The organism is Kitasatospora sp. MAA19 (genome assembly GCF_029894125.1).
Classification (GTDB): Bacteria; Actinomycetota; Actinomycetes; order Streptomycetales; family Streptomycetaceae; genus Kitasatospora.
In genome coordinates this window covers 116,598-133,226 of the sequence record NZ_JARXYZ010000014.1, presented here as the reverse complement: position 1 = coordinate 133,226, position 16,629 = coordinate 116,598, and the positions used below count along the sequence as shown (strand labels likewise).

Annotated in this window: 14 protein-coding genes; 9 read left to right on the top strand and 5 right to left on the bottom strand. The window is 73.2% G+C overall.

What is annotated here, in order from left to right; genetic code table 11:
- The first annotated feature begins 170 nt into the window (after positions 1 to 170).
- From P3T27_RS22175 to P3T27_RS22165, 3 genes are all read left to right on the top strand, one after another.
- Complete coding sequence (locus P3T27_RS22175) at positions 171 to 1,085, top strand: hypothetical protein (RefSeq protein ID WP_280681065.1); 915 nt, start codon at positions 171 to 173, stop codon at positions 1,083 to 1,085.
- A gap of 130 nt (positions 1,086 to 1,215) precedes the next feature.
- Positions 1,216 to 2,229 (top strand): aldo/keto reductase, encoded by a 1,014-nt coding sequence (locus P3T27_RS22170; RefSeq protein WP_280681063.1) that lies wholly within the window; start codon positions 1,216 to 1,218, stop codon positions 2,227 to 2,229.
- A gap of 75 nt (positions 2,230 to 2,304) precedes the next feature.
- The gene (locus P3T27_RS22165) at positions 2,305 to 2,892 is read left to right on the top strand and encodes a TetR family transcriptional regulator (protein ID WP_280681061.1); all 588 of its coding nucleotides are present in this window, start codon (positions 2,305 to 2,307) and stop codon (positions 2,890 to 2,892) included.
- Positions 2,893 to 3,096: 204 nt separating this feature from the next.
- On the opposite strand, the gene P3T27_RS22160 is transcribed toward P3T27_RS22165, so the two are convergent.
- From P3T27_RS22160 to P3T27_RS22140, 5 genes are all read right to left on the bottom strand, one after another.
- Positions 3,097 to 3,363 carry a GlsB/YeaQ/YmgE family stress response membrane protein gene (locus P3T27_RS22160; RefSeq protein ID WP_280681060.1) on the bottom strand — a complete coding sequence of 89 codons (267 nt, stop codon included), beginning with the start codon at positions 3,361 to 3,363 and terminating at the stop codon, positions 3,097 to 3,099.
- A 143-nt stretch (positions 3,364 to 3,506) separates the two neighbouring features.
- On the bottom strand, positions 3,507 to 5,036 hold the full coding sequence (locus P3T27_RS22155; protein ID WP_280681058.1) for an NCS1 family nucleobase:cation symporter-1: 1,530 nt from the start codon (positions 5,034 to 5,036) through the stop codon (positions 3,507 to 3,509).
- 27 nt (positions 5,037 to 5,063) lie between these two features.
- Positions 5,064 to 6,077, bottom strand: a complete 1,014-nt coding sequence (locus P3T27_RS22150; protein WP_280681055.1) for a TIGR03842 family LLM class F420-dependent oxidoreductase — start codon at positions 6,075 to 6,077, stop codon at positions 5,064 to 5,066.
- A 77-nt stretch (positions 6,078 to 6,154) separates the two neighbouring features.
- A complete protein-coding gene (gene hydA / locus P3T27_RS22145) occupies positions 6,155 to 7,585 on the bottom strand; it encodes a dihydropyrimidinase (protein ID WP_280681053.1) in 1,431 nt (476 codons plus the stop codon).
- Between the two features lie 11 nt (positions 7,586 to 7,596).
- Positions 7,597 to 8,439: a nitrilase-related carbon-nitrogen hydrolase gene (locus tag P3T27_RS22140; protein ID WP_280681051.1), complete on the bottom strand. Its 843-nt coding sequence runs from the start codon at positions 8,437 to 8,439 to the stop codon at positions 7,597 to 7,599.
- 469 nt (positions 8,440 to 8,908) lie between these two features.
- Between P3T27_RS22140 and P3T27_RS22135 the strand changes: the two genes are divergently transcribed.
- The 6 genes from P3T27_RS22135 (at position 8,909) to P3T27_RS22110 (ending at position 16,609) form a co-directional block, all read left to right on the top strand.
- Positions 8,909 to 12,304, top strand: a complete 3,396-nt coding sequence (locus tag P3T27_RS22135) for a hypothetical protein (RefSeq protein WP_280681049.1) — start codon at positions 8,909 to 8,911, stop codon at positions 12,302 to 12,304.
- A 380-nt stretch (positions 12,305 to 12,684) separates the two neighbouring features.
- On the top strand, positions 12,685 to 13,260 hold the full coding sequence (locus tag P3T27_RS22130; RefSeq protein ID WP_280681048.1) for a cysteine dioxygenase family protein: 576 nt from the start codon (positions 12,685 to 12,687) through the stop codon (positions 13,258 to 13,260).
- On the top strand, positions 13,254 to 13,640 hold the full coding sequence (locus P3T27_RS22125) for a rhodanese-like domain-containing protein (RefSeq protein ID WP_280681047.1): 387 nt from the start codon (positions 13,254 to 13,256) through the stop codon (positions 13,638 to 13,640). Before P3T27_RS22130 ends, P3T27_RS22125 begins: the two co-directional genes overlap by 7 nt.
- Positions 13,641 to 14,131: 491 nt before the next feature.
- Positions 14,132 to 15,277, top strand: coding sequence for an ATP-binding cassette domain-containing protein (locus P3T27_RS22120; protein ID WP_280681046.1), 1,146 nt, complete (start codon positions 14,132 to 14,134; stop codon positions 15,275 to 15,277).
- The gene (locus P3T27_RS22115; protein ID WP_280681044.1) at positions 15,267 to 15,935 is read left to right on the top strand and encodes an ABC transporter permease; all 669 of its coding nucleotides are present in this window, start codon (positions 15,267 to 15,269) and stop codon (positions 15,933 to 15,935) included. Before P3T27_RS22120 ends, P3T27_RS22115 begins: the two co-directional genes overlap by 11 nt.
- Positions 15,932 to 16,609, top strand: coding sequence for an ABC transporter permease (locus P3T27_RS22110; RefSeq protein WP_280681042.1), 678 nt, complete (start codon positions 15,932 to 15,934; stop codon positions 16,607 to 16,609). The genes P3T27_RS22115 and P3T27_RS22110 overlap by 4 nt, the downstream gene beginning before the upstream one ends.
- Positions 16,610 to 16,629: the final 20 nt, after the last annotated feature.

Below are 16,629 nucleotides of genomic sequence, written 5' to 3'. Positions count from 1 at the left end.
CCCGCATCGGGCTCCCTCCGGGCTGCCTCCGTCCGTCCGTCTCGATGCTACGGGCGGTCGACCGGCGGGCGCCCCCTTCTCCCGGGTAGCCGCACCCTCGACTTTCGGCGGGGGGCGGCGCCGCTCGTCGGCCGATTCGGGGGGCGGCGGGCCTGCCTAGCGTCGACGGCATGACGACCGAACGGCTCCGCCCCCGCTCCGACTCCCTTCCCCCGCCGCCCAGTTCACCGTCCGGCGGGGACCGTCTGCTGTTCCTCGCCGAGGCGCTGCGCACCTTCCACGACACCGGTGCGCTGGCACCGAGCGGCGCGGAACTGGTGAACGCCCTGGTGGTGCCGGTCACCAGCCGTCCGAACCGGCCGATCTCCGTGCTGGAGGTCGGCGCCGGGACGGGCGTGGTGACCCGTCGGCTGGCCCAAGTGCTGCGCCCGGGTGACCGGTTGCACGTCGTCGAGGCCAATCCGCGCTTCGCCGACCGGCTCCGGGAGGATCCCGCGCTGGCCGCGCGCCACCCGGGCATCGCACTGCGGCTGTCGGCCTGCCGGGTGGAGGAGCTGCCGCAGTGCCGCCCGGCCGCGCCGACCGCGCCGGACGGGATCGGCCGGGCCGCCGGGACGGGACCAGGGGGCGGGGCGCGCGCGACGGACACGACGGACGAGGCGGACGCGACGGACGCGACGGACACGACGGACACGACGGACGAGGCGAACGAGGCGAACGAGGCGAACGAGCGGTACGACGTGATCGTGTCGGGCCTGCCGTTCACCAACTTCGAGCCGGCCCAGGTACGCCACCTCCTCGACCTGTACCTGCGGCTGCTGATGCCCGGGGGCGAGCTCACGTACTTCGGCTACCTCGGCACGACGACGGCGCGCACCCTGACCTCGGGGCCCCGCCAGGGCGCCCGCCACCGGGCAGTGGTGCGACTGCTGCGGCAGTTCGAGGCGACGTACGGGCTGGGCGAGCGCACGGTGTGGCACAACCTGCCACCGGCCCGCGCCTACCTGCTGCGGACACCGGGCGGACGGGAGGACTGGGGGCCGGGCACCGACTGCCCGGCGACGGAACCGGCGGGTAACAGATGACAGGTTTCAGATGACAGATAACAGACGACAGCGAACAGATTTTGAAATCTGTTCGCTGTCGTGCCATAGTGGTCTCCGGGGCACCCCGCCCATCGCCACCCACGGCGCCACGCCCTCCCCTGGAGTCCCCGTGTCCACGACGCCCCGTCCCACACAGCGCACCCTCGGCGCCTCCGGCCCCGTCACCTCCGCCCTCGGCCTCGGTTGCATGGGCATGTCCGACCTGTACGGCCCGGCCGACGAGGCCGAGAGCATCGCCACCATCCACGCCGCGATCGACGCCGGGGTCACCCTGCTCGACACCGGCGACTTCTACGGCATGGGCCACAACGAGCTGCTGATCCACGAGGCCCTGCGCGGCCGCGCCCGCGAGAGCGTGCAGATCAGCGTGAAGTTCGGCGCCCAGCGCGGCCCGGACGGCCAGTGGCTCGGCTACGACGCGAGCCCCGCCGCCACCAAGACCGCGCTCGCCTACACCCTGCGCCGCCTGCGCACCGACCACATCGACGTCTACCGCCCCGCCCGCCTCGACCCGAACGTCCCGATCGAGGAGACCGTCGGCGCCATCGCCGACCTGGTCAAGGCCGGCTACGTCCGCCACATCGGCCTGTCCGAGGTCGGCGCCGACACCCTGCGCCGCGCCGCCGCCGTCCACCCGATCAGCGACCTGCAGATCGAGTACTCGCCGATCTCCCGCTCGATCGAGGGCGACATCCTCCCCACCGCCCGCGAGCTCGGCATCGGCATCACCGCCTACGGCGTGCTCTCGCGCGGCCTGCTCAGCGGCCACTGGAGCCCCGACCGCCCCCTGGCCGGCACCGACTTCCGCGGCCACAGCCCGCGCTTCCAGGGCGACAACCTGACCCACAACCTCGCCCTCGTCGAGGCGCTGCGCGAAGTGGCCGCCGCGAAGGGGGCGAGCGTCGCCCAGGTCGCCATCGCCTGGGTCGCCTCGCGCGGTGACGACGTCGTCCCGCTGGTCGGCGCCCGCCGTCGCGACCGCCTCACCGAGGCCCTGGGCGCGCTGGACGTCACGCTCACCGACGCCGACCTCGCCTCCATCGAGGCGGCCGTCCCCGTCGGCGCCGCTGCGGGCGACCGCTACGCTGCCGCCCAGATGGCGCACCTGGACAGCGAGCACTGACCAGCCGGAACCGGCCCGACGGCCACAACCGGCAGCACCACCCTTGACCGCACGACCCTAAGGACGGACCTCCCCGTGACCACGGACACCACACTCACCGCCGAGCAGATCCTGATCGCGGCGGAGGACGTCCTCCGGCGGTTCGGCCCGGCCAAGGCCACCGTCGTGGACGTCGCCCGCATCCTCGGCGTCAGCCACAGCAGCGTCTACCGCCACTTCCCGAGCAAGGCCGCGCTGCGCGAGGCGGTCACCCAGCGCTGGCTCGACCAGGCGCACCACCAGCTCGCCTTCATCTCGACCGAGGCCGGCCCGGCCGTCGAGCGGCTGCACAACTGGCTGGTGACGCTGTTCGCGACCAAGCGGAGGAAGGCACTGGACGACCCGGAGCTGTTCGCCACCTACATGGTGCTGGTCGAGGAGAACAGCGGCACCGTCGACGCGCACATCGAGACCCTGGTCGGCCAGATCGCCCAGATCGTCCAGGACGGCATGGAGACCAAGGAGTTCAAGCTCGCCCACATCCTCACCACGGCCCGCGCCGTGTTCGACGCCACCAGCCCCTTCCACGACCCGGCATACGCGTCCTCGTGGTCCGAGCCGACCGTGGACGACCGCTTCGAGGCCCTGTGGAAGCTCATCCTCGGCGGCCTGCTCGCCAGGTGACGCACCCCTGACGGCCCGGGACGGCCGGCACCCGGAGCAAAACCCGCTCGCCGGCCGCTCGCGAGGGCGGGCCGGACCGGGTCGCGGAGCTGTCGGCGACGGTGCGTTGAGCCGAGCCCGCCGGTCCGGTGGGGCCTCGCGGGCTCGGCTCGTCGGCGTCTCCTCGGCACCTCGACCGCGCGCGACCGGTTGCCGGCGCCCGTTCTAGCGTCGGGAGCTGCCGAACAGCAGCCGGTAGACGATCAGCAGCACCAGGGCGCCGCCGATCGCCGACACCCAGGTCGCCATGTCGAAGAAGTGCGCCGTCACCGACCTGTGCAGGAAGTGTGAGGCGATCCAGCCGCCGACGAAGGATCCGGCGATGCCGATCAGGGTTGTCACGATCAGGCCGCCCGGGTCCTTCCCCGGCAGCAGCAGCTTGGCCAGGGCCCCCGCGATCAGGCCAAGCACGATCCACGCGACGATGCTCATCTGTCCCTCCCGTCCGCGGTGCGACGGCCCCGTCCCACCGCTCTGCCTCGAAGGACGCCGCCCGCCGCCGCCCGGTTCCGGCGGCGCGGGACCACCGGACCGAATCGGCCACCCCGGACCCGGCCGCTCCGGGGTGGCACCCCCTACCCACCGGCCCGCACACCCGCCCGCCGGCCACCCGACACCGCGCCCAGCACCAGGTACAGCACCGACGCCGCCCCGAAGCCGACCGCCCACCCGTAGTCGGCCAGCGGCTTGAACACGGGCAGCAGCCCGTCCGCCGGGAACGGCCCGCCGTACGAGCCGCCGACCGCCAGGACGCCCCCGACCAGCAGCGCCGTCACCGCGCGCCAGTTCCACCCGCCCGCGTACCAGTACGCCCCGCCCGGCCGGTACAGCTCGGCGAGTTGCAGCCGGGTGCCGCGCAGCACCCAGTAGTCGGCGATCAGGACCCCGGCCACCGTCCCGAGCAACCCTCCGACCACGCCCAGCCAGGTGAAGATGTAGACGTGCGGGTCGGAGATCAGCTTCCACGGGAAGATCGCGATCCCGACCACGCCCGTGATCAGCGCCCCGGTACGGAAGTTGACGAACCGGGGCAGCAGGTTGGCCAGGTCGTAGGCCGGCGAGACGACGTTGGCGGCGATGTTCACCGACAGCGTCGCGACCAGGACGGTCAGCAGCGCGAACAGGATGGCGACCGGGCTCTCCATCCTCGCGGCGAGTTGGATCGGATCCCACACCGGTGCGCCGTAGACGGCCTGCGAGCCGGAGGTGACGAGGACGGACAGCAGTGCGAACAGCGTCATCGTGGTCGGCAGGCCGAGCGCCTGGCCGCGGATCTGGGCCCGCTGGCTGCCCCCGAAACGGGTGAAGTCGGGGATGTTGAGCGAGAGGGTCGACCAGAACCCGATCATGCCCATCAGCGCCGGAAAGAAGACCTTCCAGAACCCGCCGCCCCAGCCCAGTTCGGACGGCTGGTCGAGCAGCGGCCCGAACCCGCCCGCCTTGACGGTGATCCACACCAGCAGCGCCAGCGCGCCGACGATCACGAACGGCGCGGCCCAGTTCTCGAACCGCCGAAGGGTCTCCATCCCGCGCGCGATGATGGCCATCTCGATCAGCCAGAACAGCAGGAACGACAGCCACTGCGTCCACGGGTAGCCGCCGAACTCCCCCGCCGTGCGCCAGGATTCGCCGAGCAGCTTGCCGGCCAGCAGGAAGATGCCCTCACCGCCGATCCAGGTCTGGATGCCGAACCAGGCGCAGGCCACCGCCGCCCGAATGAGCGCGGGCAGGTTGGCACCGCGCAGCCCGAAGGCGGCCCGGGCGAACACCGGGAACGGGATGCCGTACTTCGTCCCGGCGTGTCCGGTGAGCAGCATCGGCACGAGCACCACGAGATTGGCGATCGCGATGGTCAGGACGGCCTGCTTCCAGTCCATGCCGAGCGCGACCAGCCCCGAGGCGAGCGTCCAGGACGGGATGTTGTGGGCCATGCCGACCCAGAGCGCCAGGAAGTTGTAGGTGGTCCAGGTGCGCCGCGCCACCGGGACCGGCCGCAGGTCGTCGTTGGTGAAGCCGTTGGAGGGCAACTCCCCCGAGGCCGGGTCGAGTTCGACCCGGCCGTCGGGGTGCTGCCACTGTCTGCCGCCGGTGGCCGTGCCGGCCATAGGCAACTCCCGTCTGCTGCACGTGCGTTACAGGTGGGGGATGACGTCGGTTCCGTAGGCGTCGATGGTGGCCTCGACGGCGTCGTGCATGGCGTAGACGGCGAACTGGTCGACGCCGAGGGAGCGGAGGTGTTCCAGCCGGTCGAGCTGGGCCCGCGGCGGCCCGATGAGGCAGAAGCGGTCGACGATCTCGTCCGGGACGAAGGCGGTGTCGGGGTTCCCGGCCCGGCCGTGATGGCTGTAGTCGTAACCCTGACGGCCTTTGATGTAGTCGGTGAGGGCCTCCGGGACGAGGTCGGAGTGCGCGCCGTAGTGGCTCACCAGGTCGGCCACGTGGTTGCCGACCATCCCGCCGAACCAGCGGCACTGTTCGCGGGCGTGGGCGAGTGCGGCGGGCGAGTCGCCGTCGGTGACGTAGGCGGGGGCGGCGACACAGATGGTGACGGCGTCCGGATCCCGGCCGGCCTCGGCCGCGGCGGACCGGACCGCCTTGACCATGTACTCGGTGAGGTACGGGTCGGCCAACTGCAGGATGAATCCGTCAGCCTGACGTCCGGTCAGCGCGAGCGCCTTCGGCCCGTACGCGCCCATCCAGATCGGGAGTGCGGCGCCGGGGCCGACCCACGGCAGGTGCATCTCGGTGCCGTCCACCTCGACGGTCCGCCCCTCGGCCAACTCCTTGATGGCGTGCATGGCTTCGGAGAGGCGGGCGAGGGTGGCGGGGTGGCGTCCGGCGACCCGCATCGCGGAGTCGCCGCGGCCGATGCCGCAGACGGTGCGGTTGCCGTACATGTCGTTGAGCGTGGCGAACAGGGAGGCGGTGACCTCCCAGGTGCGGGTGGAGGGGTTGGTGACCATCGGGCCGACGGTCAACCCCCGTGTCTCGGCGAGGATCCGGCTGTAGATGACGAAGGGCTCCTGCCACAGGACGCAGGAGTCGAAGGTCCAGCCGTGGCTGAAGCCCGCCTGTTCGGCCCGGATCATCCGGTCGATGAGCAGGCGGGCGGGCGGGTCGGTCTGCAGGACGAGGCCGATGTCCATGGGTGGCTCCGGGGAGGGTGGTTCCGCCGCCCGGGGAATCACGGGCACGGGCCCGGGCGGCGGCGCGGGAGGGTGGGTCAGGTCAGGTACTGGCAGGTGTCGCGGCGCAGGAAGGCACCGTGGCCGGCCCGGCCGAGCCAGCCGCCGTTGTCCAGTACGACGGTGCCGCGCGAGAGCACGGTGCGGGCACGGCCGGTGAGTTGGCGGCCCTCGTACGCCGAGTAGTCCACGTTCATGTGGTGGGTGGCGGCGGAGACGGTCTGCACCGCGGTGGGGTCGTAGACGACGAGATCGGCGTCGGCCCCCGGCGCGATGGTGCCCTTGCGCGGGTGCAGCCCGAACATCCGGGCGGGCGTGGTGCAGGCGATCTCGATCCAGCGCCGGCGGGTGATGTGCCCGTCGACGACGGCCTGGTGGAGCAGGTCCATCCGGTTCTCCACGCCGGGCAGACCGTTGGGGATCTTCGAGAAGTCGCCGCGGCCGAGTTCCTTCTGGCCGACGAAGCAGAACGGGCAGTGGTCGGTGGAAACCACCTGGAGGTCGTTGGCGCGCAGTCCGCGCCAGAGCGCCTCCTGGTGCTCGCGCGGCCGAAGCGGCGTGCTGCACACGTACTTGGCGCCCTCGAAGCCGTCGGCGCCGGTCTCGGCGAGGTTGTCGGTGGAGAGGAACAGGTACTGCGGGCAGGTCTCGCCGAAGACGTTGAGCCCGGCGTCACGGGCCTGGACGAGTTCGGCGAGGGCGGCGGCCGCGGAGACGTGCACGACGTAGAGCGGGCTGCCGGCGACCTGGGCGAGCTTGATGGCCCGGTGGGTGGCCTCGGCCTCCAGGAGTTCGCGGCGGACCTCGCCGTGGTGGCGCGGGGCCGTGTGCCCGGCGGCGAGGGCCTGTTCGACCAGCACGTCGATGGCGATGCCGTTCTCGGCGTGCATCATGATCAGCCCGCCGTTGACGGCGCCGCGCTGCATGGCGCGCAGGATGCGGCCGTCGTCGCTGTAGAAGACGCCCGGGTAGGCCATGAAGAGCTTGAAGGAGGTGGACTCGCCGGAGTCGACGAGGGTGTCCATCTCCTTGAGGACGCCCTCGTTGACGTCGGAGACGATGGTGTGGAAGGCGTAGTCGATGGCGCAGTTGCCGTCGGCCTTGGCGTGCCAGGTGTCGAGGCCCTCACGCAGCGAGCCGCCGACGGGCTGCACGGCGAAGTCGACGATGGTGGTGGTCCCGCCCCAGGCGGCGGCGCGGGTGCCGGTCTCGAAGGTGTCGGAGGCCGCGGTGCCGCCGAAGGGCAGTTCCATGTGGGTGTGGGCGTCGACGCCGCCCGGGATGACGTAGTGGCCGGTCGCGTCGATGACGGTGTCGGCGCTCCAGGCCTCGGCGGCGGAACTGCCGGTGCTGGCGAGCGCGGCGACGCGTTCGCCCTCGATCAGGACGTCGGCGTGGAGTTCGTCGGCGGCGGTGATGACGAGGCCGCCGCGGACGATGGTGCGCTCGTGCGGGTCGCGGGTGGTCATCGCGGCGCTCCTCAGGCCTCGGAGAGCGGTCCGTAGGCGTCGGGCCGGCGGTCGCGGTAGAACGCCCACTGCTGGCGGACCTGTTCGATCAGGTCGAGGTCGAGGTCGCGGACGACGAGCTCCTCCTCCTTGTCGGAGGCGACGTCGCCGACGAACTGGCCGCGCGGGTCGACGAAGTAGGAGGTGCCGTAGAAGTCGTTGTCGCCGTACTCCTCGGTGCCGACGCGGTTGATGGCGGCGACGAAGTACTCGTTGGCGACGGCGGCGGCGGGCTGTTCCAACTGCCAGAGGTAGGCGGACAAGCCACGGCTGGTGGCGGAGGGGTTGTAGACGATCTGCGCGCCGGCCAGGCCCAGGGCGCGCCAGCCCTCGGGGAAGTGGCGGTCGTAGCAGATGTAGACGCCGACCTTGCCGACGGCGGTGTCGAAGACGGGCCAGCCGAGGTTGCCGGGCTTGAAGTAGTACTTCTCCCAGAAGCCCTTGACCTGGGGGATGTGGTGCTTGCGGTACTTGCCGAGGTAGCGGCCGTCGGCGTCGATGACGGCGGCGGTGTTGTAGTAGACGCCGGTCTGCTCCTCCTCGTAGACCGGCACGACGACGACCAGGCCGAGTTCGCGTGCGAGGTCCTGCATGCGGCGGACGGTGGGGCCGTCGGGGACGGCTTCGGCCCAGCGGTAGTGCTCGGGCTCCTGGACCTGACAGAAGTACGGGGCGTTGAAGACCTCCTGGAAGCCGATGATCTTCGCGCCCTGGGCGGCCGCCTCGCGGGCGTACCGCTCATGAAGGGCGATCATGCTCTCCTGGTCGCCGGTCCAGCGGGTCTGGACGAGTGCGGCACGGACGATCTGCGACATGGATACCTCCGCAACTCCGCTGCCCGGCCGGGGGGTCGGGCCTGCGGTCTGAGGGTTCACGGGGCGGGTCTCGTCTGCGGGCCTCCGGGGGATCCGCAGGGGTCTACGTGCGTAGAAAGCGATCTGTAGACCGTAGGCCGGGCCTCGGTGGCCTGACAATACGTTGGCGGTAACGCGTCTGGGGCGATCTTGTTACGCGGACACGCGGATGGTCCTGGATGGGATGAAACGATCATTTACCCCGGGATCGGGCCCCTTACTCATTCGAGTGAAAGCGGGCGCGCTGGGTGCGGAATCGGCCACAGCAGGGTAGAACGCGCCTGGACATCGCTGTGGACCGTCACCAGGCGGCGGCACAACGCGACTTCGGGGGATCGGGCATGGGCTGAGCGCAGGAGTCGGAGACAGGAACGGCGAGCGGAGAGCGAGGAACGAAGAGCGGACGGGGATCGCACACGGGGAGGTGGAGATGACGGTGGTGACGGACCGCACGGCGGCGGCGGAGGCGGCGCCCGAGCACGCCCTCGGCCGGCTGCTCGGGTGGGCCCGGCGCGAGGGTCGAGCGGGGCGGGCGCCCACGCTGCCCGCCTGGGCAGGGCTGCTGCTCGCGCTCGGGGCACTGCTGCCGCTCGCCGTGGGCGGGTTGCTGTTCCGCCATTGGGCGCCCCCCGTACGGGAGGTCGCGCTCCAGCTGGCCGGCTCCCGTACTGCAGCCGAGGTCGTGGTCGGCGGCCGGGCCGGGGACCAGCTGGCCGCACTGCGCGCCGCCGCCTGGCTGATCGGCGGCTACGGCCTGACGCTGGCGGCCGCCGCCCTGCTCGGCGGGTACGTGTTCGGGCGGCGGCGCTGGCGGCTCACCGCGCTCGCGGCCGGCGCCGCCGGGCTGCTCGCGGCCTGCTGCGACGTCGGTGAGGACGTGCTGCTCTCCATCGGTCTGGTCGGCGGCGGGACGGGCTCCGACACCCCCTTCGCCGCTGCTACCGCGCTCGCCACCGTCAAGTGGCTGCTGCTCCTGCCGGCCGGCGTGATCGCGGCAACCGTCCTCGCGGTGATCGCCACCCGGGCGGCGCGCGGGCTCCGGCCGTGGCGGGCGACGGCCACCTGGGCGCCCACGGGCGCGGGCGACGACCCGGTCGCAGGGCCTCGCACTGCTACCGGCGCCGGCACCGCCACCGACGCGGGCACGAACGACGACGCGGGCGACGGGACCACCGACCGACCCGCGCTGATCCCGCCCTGGCCGGTGGCGGGCAGGGCCGCCGGCCTGCACGGTGTCCCACGGCCGTCGAAGCCCGTCTCGCCCACCGCTACCGACGCTCCCGCCACACTCAACGCACCCGAGGTACCCGACGCTCCCGCTGCACCGATCCGGCACGCCCACTGGCGCGACGGCGCCCGGGTGCCGCCCGGTCGCGAGCCCGCCGAACTCGGCTTCTGCGCCTCGGGCGGCGGCATCCGCTCGGCCTGCGTCACGCTCGGCGCCCTCCAGTCGCTGCGGCCGTGGCTGAAACGGGCCCGCTATCTGGTCTCGGTCTCCGGCGGCGGCTACACCGTCGGCGCGCTGCAACTCGCGCTCAGCGACTCCGCGCCCGGCGGCCCGGTGCGCGCCGTCTCGGGTCTCACGGCCGACACCGTGTTCGAACCCGGCTCCCCGGAAGAGGATCACCTGCGCCGCCACGGCAGGTTCATCGCCGACGGCGCCGGCGAGTGGCTGGTCGCGCTCGGGACGCTGCTGCGCGGGGTGCTCTCGGCCTTCTCCCTGCTGCTCGCCGCCGTCCTGGTGCTCGGCCTCGGGCTCAGCCGGTTCTACCACCTCGTCCCGATCACCGACCTGGACGGCCTGGCGGCGGCCGGCCTGCGCACCGCGGACGCCGTACCGGGCCCGCTGGCGTTCCGGGCGCCGGCGCTCGCCGCACTGGCCGGGCTGCTGGCCACGGCGGCCGGGTGCTGGCTGCTCTGGCTGCTGGCCTTCCCACCGCTCGGCTGGCACGCGCTGCTGCCGCGCGCACTGCGCCGGCTCTTCCTCAGCGCGCTGGCGCTGGCCGGCCTGCTGGCCGTCGGGGTGCTGGCGCTGCCGGGGCTGGCCTGGGGGGCGGTACGGCTCCAGCAGGCGCTGGCCGCCGGCCCGCAACTGACCGGCGCCGGGCTCAGCCTGACGGTGGTGCTCAGCTACCTGGCGCTGCTGCTCGGCATACTCTGGCGCGACCGCAGGACGATCCGCCGGGGCGCGGCCGCGCTCGGCGGGGCGCTGCGCGGCGCCGGGCGGCTCGGCGGCGGCCTCACCGCCAACCTCCCCCAGTACATCGTGGTGTGGGCGGCCCTGGCCGCGCTGTCGACGGGGGCGCTGCTGGCCCTGGGCTGGGCGGTCGCCACCGGGTACGCCTGGCCGACGGCCCTCCAGGTGCTGCTGCCGCTGGTCCTGGGCGCGGTCGGGCTCAACCTCGACCAGACCTGGATGGGCCTGCACCCGTTCTACCGGCTACGGCTGGCCTCGGCGTTCGCGGTCCGTCGGGTGAGCGAGGGCGGCCGGGCGCTGGCCCGCCCGTACGACTTCTTCCGGGAGCAGACCTGGCTCAGCCACTACGCCGCCCGGCACCCCGGATTCCCCCAGGTGATCTTCTCCGCGGCGGCCAACCTGTCCGGTAACTCCCGTACGCCGCCCGGCCGTCGGGCGGTCTCCTTCTCGCTCTCGTACGACTACGTGGGCGGTCCGGACGTCGGGTACGCGCGGACCGACCTGCTGGAGCGGCGCACCCGGCGGCACATCGCCCGGGATCTCACCGTGCAGTCGGCGATGGCGGTCTCCGGCGCGGCCTTCTCCTCCGCGATGGGCCGTCAGTCAAGGGTCTACCAGGGGCTGTTCGCGGCCACCAACGCGCGACTCGGCACCTGGCTGCCGAACCCGGCGGTGCTCGGCCCGGAGTGGTCCGGCATCCCGGACTGGCGCCGCCCGGCGCAGCCCGCCGTCCGCCGCCTGCCCTACCAACTGCGTGAGCTGACCGGGCGGTTCCCGGCCGACGATCGCTTCCTGCTCACCACCGACGGCGGCCACTACGAGAACCTCGGGCTGGTCGAGCTGCTGCGGCACCGGGTGCGGACGGCGGTCTGCATCGACGCCAGCGGCGACTCCGGCTACGCCGCCAACCTCGCCGCCGCGATCACCCTGGCCCGCGAGGAACTCGGCATCGTCATCACCCTGCACGAGCCGGAGTCGCTGATCCCCGGCAGCGCCGCCGACGGGCCGTGCACCAGCGAGCCGCCCACCAGCAGGCCGTCCACCGGCGAGCGGTCCACCGACAGGCCGCCCACCGGCGACGGCGGCCGCCGACCGCAGTTGCGCGGGCTGGCGGCGCAGCTGTCCGCGCGGCTGTCGGCCCGGGCCGTGATCACCGGGGACATCCACTATCCGGAACCGTTCGACTGCCCGGAGCCACTCGACGCCCGGTCACTTGCGGGTGGAGCGCCGGCCAAGCCCGGCGAGCGGGCCGCGGACGGCCGGCACGGCACGCTGATCGTCCTCCAGGCGGTCCTCACCACCGGCATGCCGTACGAGCTGCACTCCTACGCGGTGGCCAATCCGGCCTTCCCGAACGACGGCACCAGCGACCAGTGGTTCGACCACCAGCAGTTCGACGCGTACCAGACGCTGGGCCGCTACCTGGGCGACCAGGCGGCGCCGGTGATCGAGGCGGCGCTGGCGGCCTCCGGCGAGGACGCTGCCAGGAGCGCACCGGGGTACCGGCCCGGCGGCGGCATCGGGCCGGCGTCCGCGCAGCCTCCGGGAACCGTGCAGCCTCCGGGAACCGCGCCGACGACGCCATCGGCCGCGACTCCCCCGGCACCGCGCCGCCCGGCCGAGGGGTAGCCGACGACGGTCGGCGACAGCGCGAACGACGGGCCGAACGGCGGTGGGGCGGGGCACCCCCGGCCCGGCCCCGGCTTGACTTCGTCCGGTTCGCTCGGGGAGGATCCGGCGCATGGACACCGGCGCCACTCTGGTCTGCCGCCTGCACGTCGATCTGCGACGCCAGGCGAGTTCCATCTGTGCCTGTTGACCCTGTCTTTCCCCGCTGGTCCCGCCCTGTGACATCTGCCAGGGCCCGCGCCGCGCACCCGCAGTTCTGATTCCCGCTCCGCCCGACGCACCCGTGCGTGGCCGTGCCGCTCCGTCGGCCCGTGCCCGCGCCCGCCGCCGGACCAGCGCGCACCCCGCCGACGTTCCCGCCGCACCCGAGGACGCCCCCCATGAGCCTGAACCTCGCCCCCGACGACCCAGCTGTCGCGGCGGCCGCCCCGACCACCACAGCCACTGCCGCGGCCACTGCCACTGCCACTGCCACTGCCACTGCCACCGAGGAGGCCCGCGCGCCGCTCACCCCGAGCACCCTGCGCGCCGTCGTCCGCGACCTGGCCGAACGGCCCGACCAGTGGATACACCTCGTCCGCCTCTCCACCGAGGAGCGCTGGTACCAGCGCCTGGTGGCCGACGACGACCACGAGGTGTGGCTGATCAGCTGGCTGCCCGGCCAGTCCACCGGCTTCCACGACCACGGTGGTTCGCGCGGCGCGTTCACCGTCGCCCTCGGCGAGTTGGAGGAGTTGTCCCTCGGCGGGCCGGACCAGGGTCTGCTGATCCGTCGGGTCCCGGCCGGCACCGCCCGCGCCTTCGGCCCCGAGTACGTGCACGACGTGCGCAACACCGCGTCCGGCCCGGCCGTGACCCTGCATGCCTACTCGCCCCCGCTGGGTTCGATGGCGCACTACGACCTGCGGGCCGGCGGGCTCGTCCACACCTCGAAGGAAGGACCGGAGCAATGGTGACCACGATCGACGACCTGGTGGAACGGGCCCGCCAAGGCGTGCACCGCCCGCGCGCCCGGGAGGCGTACCAGTCCCAGCTGGACGGCGCGCTGCTGGTGGACATCCGCCCGGCGGCGCAGCGGGCGGCGGAGGGGGAGATCCCCGGCTCGCTGATCATCGAGCGCAACGTGCTGGAATGGCGGCTGGACCCGACGGGCAGTCACCGGATCCCCGAGGCGGCGGGTTACGACGTCAAGGTGATCGTGGTCTGCTCGGAGGGGTACGCCTCCAGCCTGGCGGCGGCCTCGCTGCGCGACCTGGGGCTACACCGGGCGACCGACCTGGACGGCGGCTTCGTCGGCTGGGCGGCCGCCGGGCTGCCGACGCGACAGGGCGGCTGAGGGCCGAGACGCGCGGCGGCACGGTGTCGCGGCGGCATGGTGTCGCGGCGGCATGGCAACGCTGCGGCGCAGCCGATGAGAGGCTGAGGGGCTTCAGGTCTGAAGGGCCGACAGGCTGAGCGGCCGCGGGGGCAAGCCCCCGACCCACCGTCAAAGCGGCCGCACCCAGCCCCTCTGACCTGCCGAAACGCTGGACGGTCGGGCGGCTCGGGCCGCCCGACAACGGGCTCCGAACCGCCTGCCGGGTGGTAAATGAGAGACAGGAGATGATGCAGGTCATAGTCTGATCAGAGTTTCCGCCGGTCCGAAGCTGGGCAGCCACGCGGGCGGAAGAACGCCCGGGCGGTCGATCCGACAGACGCCGTCGCGGCAGCGGCGGGCACGGCCCACGCCGTCGCCGCTTGTCGACAAACCGCCGTCGACGACCGCCATCAACCGAACGACCGAAACAGGCGCCGCCTCCCCGGGGCGCCCTGACGAGGAAACTCCCCGTGATCAGATTCGAGGGCGCTGGCAAGCGCCACCCCGACGGCACCATCGCCGTCGAGGGCCTGGACCTGGACGTCCCGACCGGTCGGATAACCGTCCTGGTCGGACCGTCCGGGTGCGGCAAGACCACCCTGCTGCGCATGGTCAACCGGATGGTCGAGCCGACCTCGGGCCGGGTGCTGCTGGACGGCACGGACGTCGCCGCGCTGGAACCCGCCAAGCTGCGTCGCGGCATCGGCTACGTGATCCAGCAGGCCGGCCTCTTCCCGCACCGCAAGGTGATCGACAACATCGCCACCGTCCCCTACCTGCTCGGTTGGGACCGCAAGAAGGCCCGCGCCCGGGCCGCCGAACTGCTCGAACTGGTCGGACTCGCGCCCGAGACCGGCAAGCGGTACCCGTTCCAGCTGTCCGGCGGCCAGCAACAGCGGGTGGGCGTGGCCCGCGCCCTGGCGGCCGACCCGCCGGTGCTGCTGATGGACGAGCCGTTCAGCGCCGTCGACCCGGTGGTGCGCGCCGGGCTCCAGGACGAGCTACTGCGGCTCCAGTCCGAGCTGCACAAGACGGTGCTCTTCGTCACCCACGACATCGAGGAGGCCGTCCGGCTCGGCGACCAGGTGGTGGTCCTGCGCGAACAGGGTCGGATCGCCCAGCTCGCCGATCCGCACACCCTGCTCACCACCCCCGCCGACGACGGCGTGGCCGCCTTCCTCGGCCGCGACCGGGGCCTGCGCGGCCTCGGCCTGCGCCCCGCGAGCACCGTCGCCGTCCGCCCGGTGGGCGACGGGCTGCGCTACGGCGGCTGGGAGCTCGCGCTGGACGACGAACGCCGCCCGATCGGCTGGATCGACCGCGACGCCGTCACCGCCGAGCTGCACCCGGCCGCCGGCTACCGGCCGGACACCGACACCCTGCGCACCGCGCTGGACTCCGCCGTCCTGTCCCCTGCCGGGGTCGCCGTCGCCCTGGACGCCGCCGGCCGGGCCACCGGCACCGCGAGCCGCGAGGCCGTCCTCGCCGCGCTGTCCACGCCGGGCACCGGCGCTGCGGGCGAGACCGCGCCCAGCGGGTCCGGCGAGGCCGAGCCCGGCCCCGCCGCGGCGGCAGCGGCCGGTGACCCTACGGACGGAGCGACCGGTGGACGATGAACCGATCGTCCGCTGGTACTGGATCGGCGACCACCTCGGCTACCTCGGCAACCTGCTCGCCGACCACGCGGTGATCGCCCTGCTGCCGGTGCTCATCGGCCTGCTGCTGGCCGTCCCGCTGGGCCTGACCTGCACCCGCTTCCCCCGGCTCTACCAGCCGCTGTCCGCCGTCTTCAACATCGTCTACGCGCTGCCCTCGCTGGCCGTGTTCGTGGTGCTCATCCCCTACACCGGCCTCGCCACCCAGGCGACCGTGATGATCCCGCTCACCTTCTACGCCCTCGCCGTGCTGCTGCCGACCACCGTGGACGGGCTGCGCGCCGTCCCGGACCCCGTCCGGCAGGCCGCCACCGCGATGGGGTACGGGCCGTGGCACCGGCTGACCTCCGTCGAACTGCCCGCCGCCGTGCCGTACCTGATCGCCGGACTGCGGGTCGCGGCGGTGTCCAGCATCTCGCTGGCCAGCGTCGGGGCGCTGGTCGGGCGCGGCGGGCTCGGCTACCTGTTCGTCGACGGCTTCCAGCGCACCTTCCCGACCCCGATCGTGGCGGGCATCGCGCTGATCGCCGTCCTCGCGCTGGCCGTCGACCTGCTGCTGGTGGGCGCCCGGCGGCTGCTCGCGCCCTGGGCCGTCCGGGAGAAGGGAGCGGGCTCGTGAACTGGCTGAGCTGGCTGAGCGACTTCTTCTCCGCCCCCGACCACCGCAGCGGTCCGGACTCGATCGTGCACCGGGTGTCCGAACACCTGCTGTTCTCCGGCGAGGCCCTGCTGTACGCGGCGGTGCTCGCCGTACCGCTCGGGCTGCTGATCGGCTACACCGGGCGCGGCGTCACGGTCGTCACCGCCTTCGCCGGCGCCACCCGCGCCCTGCCGACGCTCGGGCTGGTGACGCTGGCGGTGCTGCTCGCCGGGGTCGGCGACACGGCCGTGCTGATCCCGCTGGTCGCGCTCGCGGCGCCGCCGCTGCTGGTGGCCACCGTCGAGGGGGTGCGCGGCACCGACCCGGACGTCCGGGACGCGGCGCGCGGCATCGGGCTGACCCACCCGCAGGTGTTGTGGCAGGTCTGCCTGCCGTCCGCGGCACCGACCCTGCTGGCGGGCCTTCGCACCGCGACCGTCCAGGTGATCGCGACCGCCACGGTGGCCGCCTACGTCGGACTGGGCGGCCTCGGCCGCTACGTCATCGACGGGCTGGCCACCCGGAAGTACGCGGTGACCGTCGGCGGCGCGCTGCTGGTGGTGCTGCTCGCGGTCGGCGCCCAGCTGTTCTTCGCCCTGCTCGCCCGGTACGCGCTCCCGCCCGGGATGCGCGCCCAGCGCCGGGCCCGCTGAACCTCCTCTCCCCATCCTCT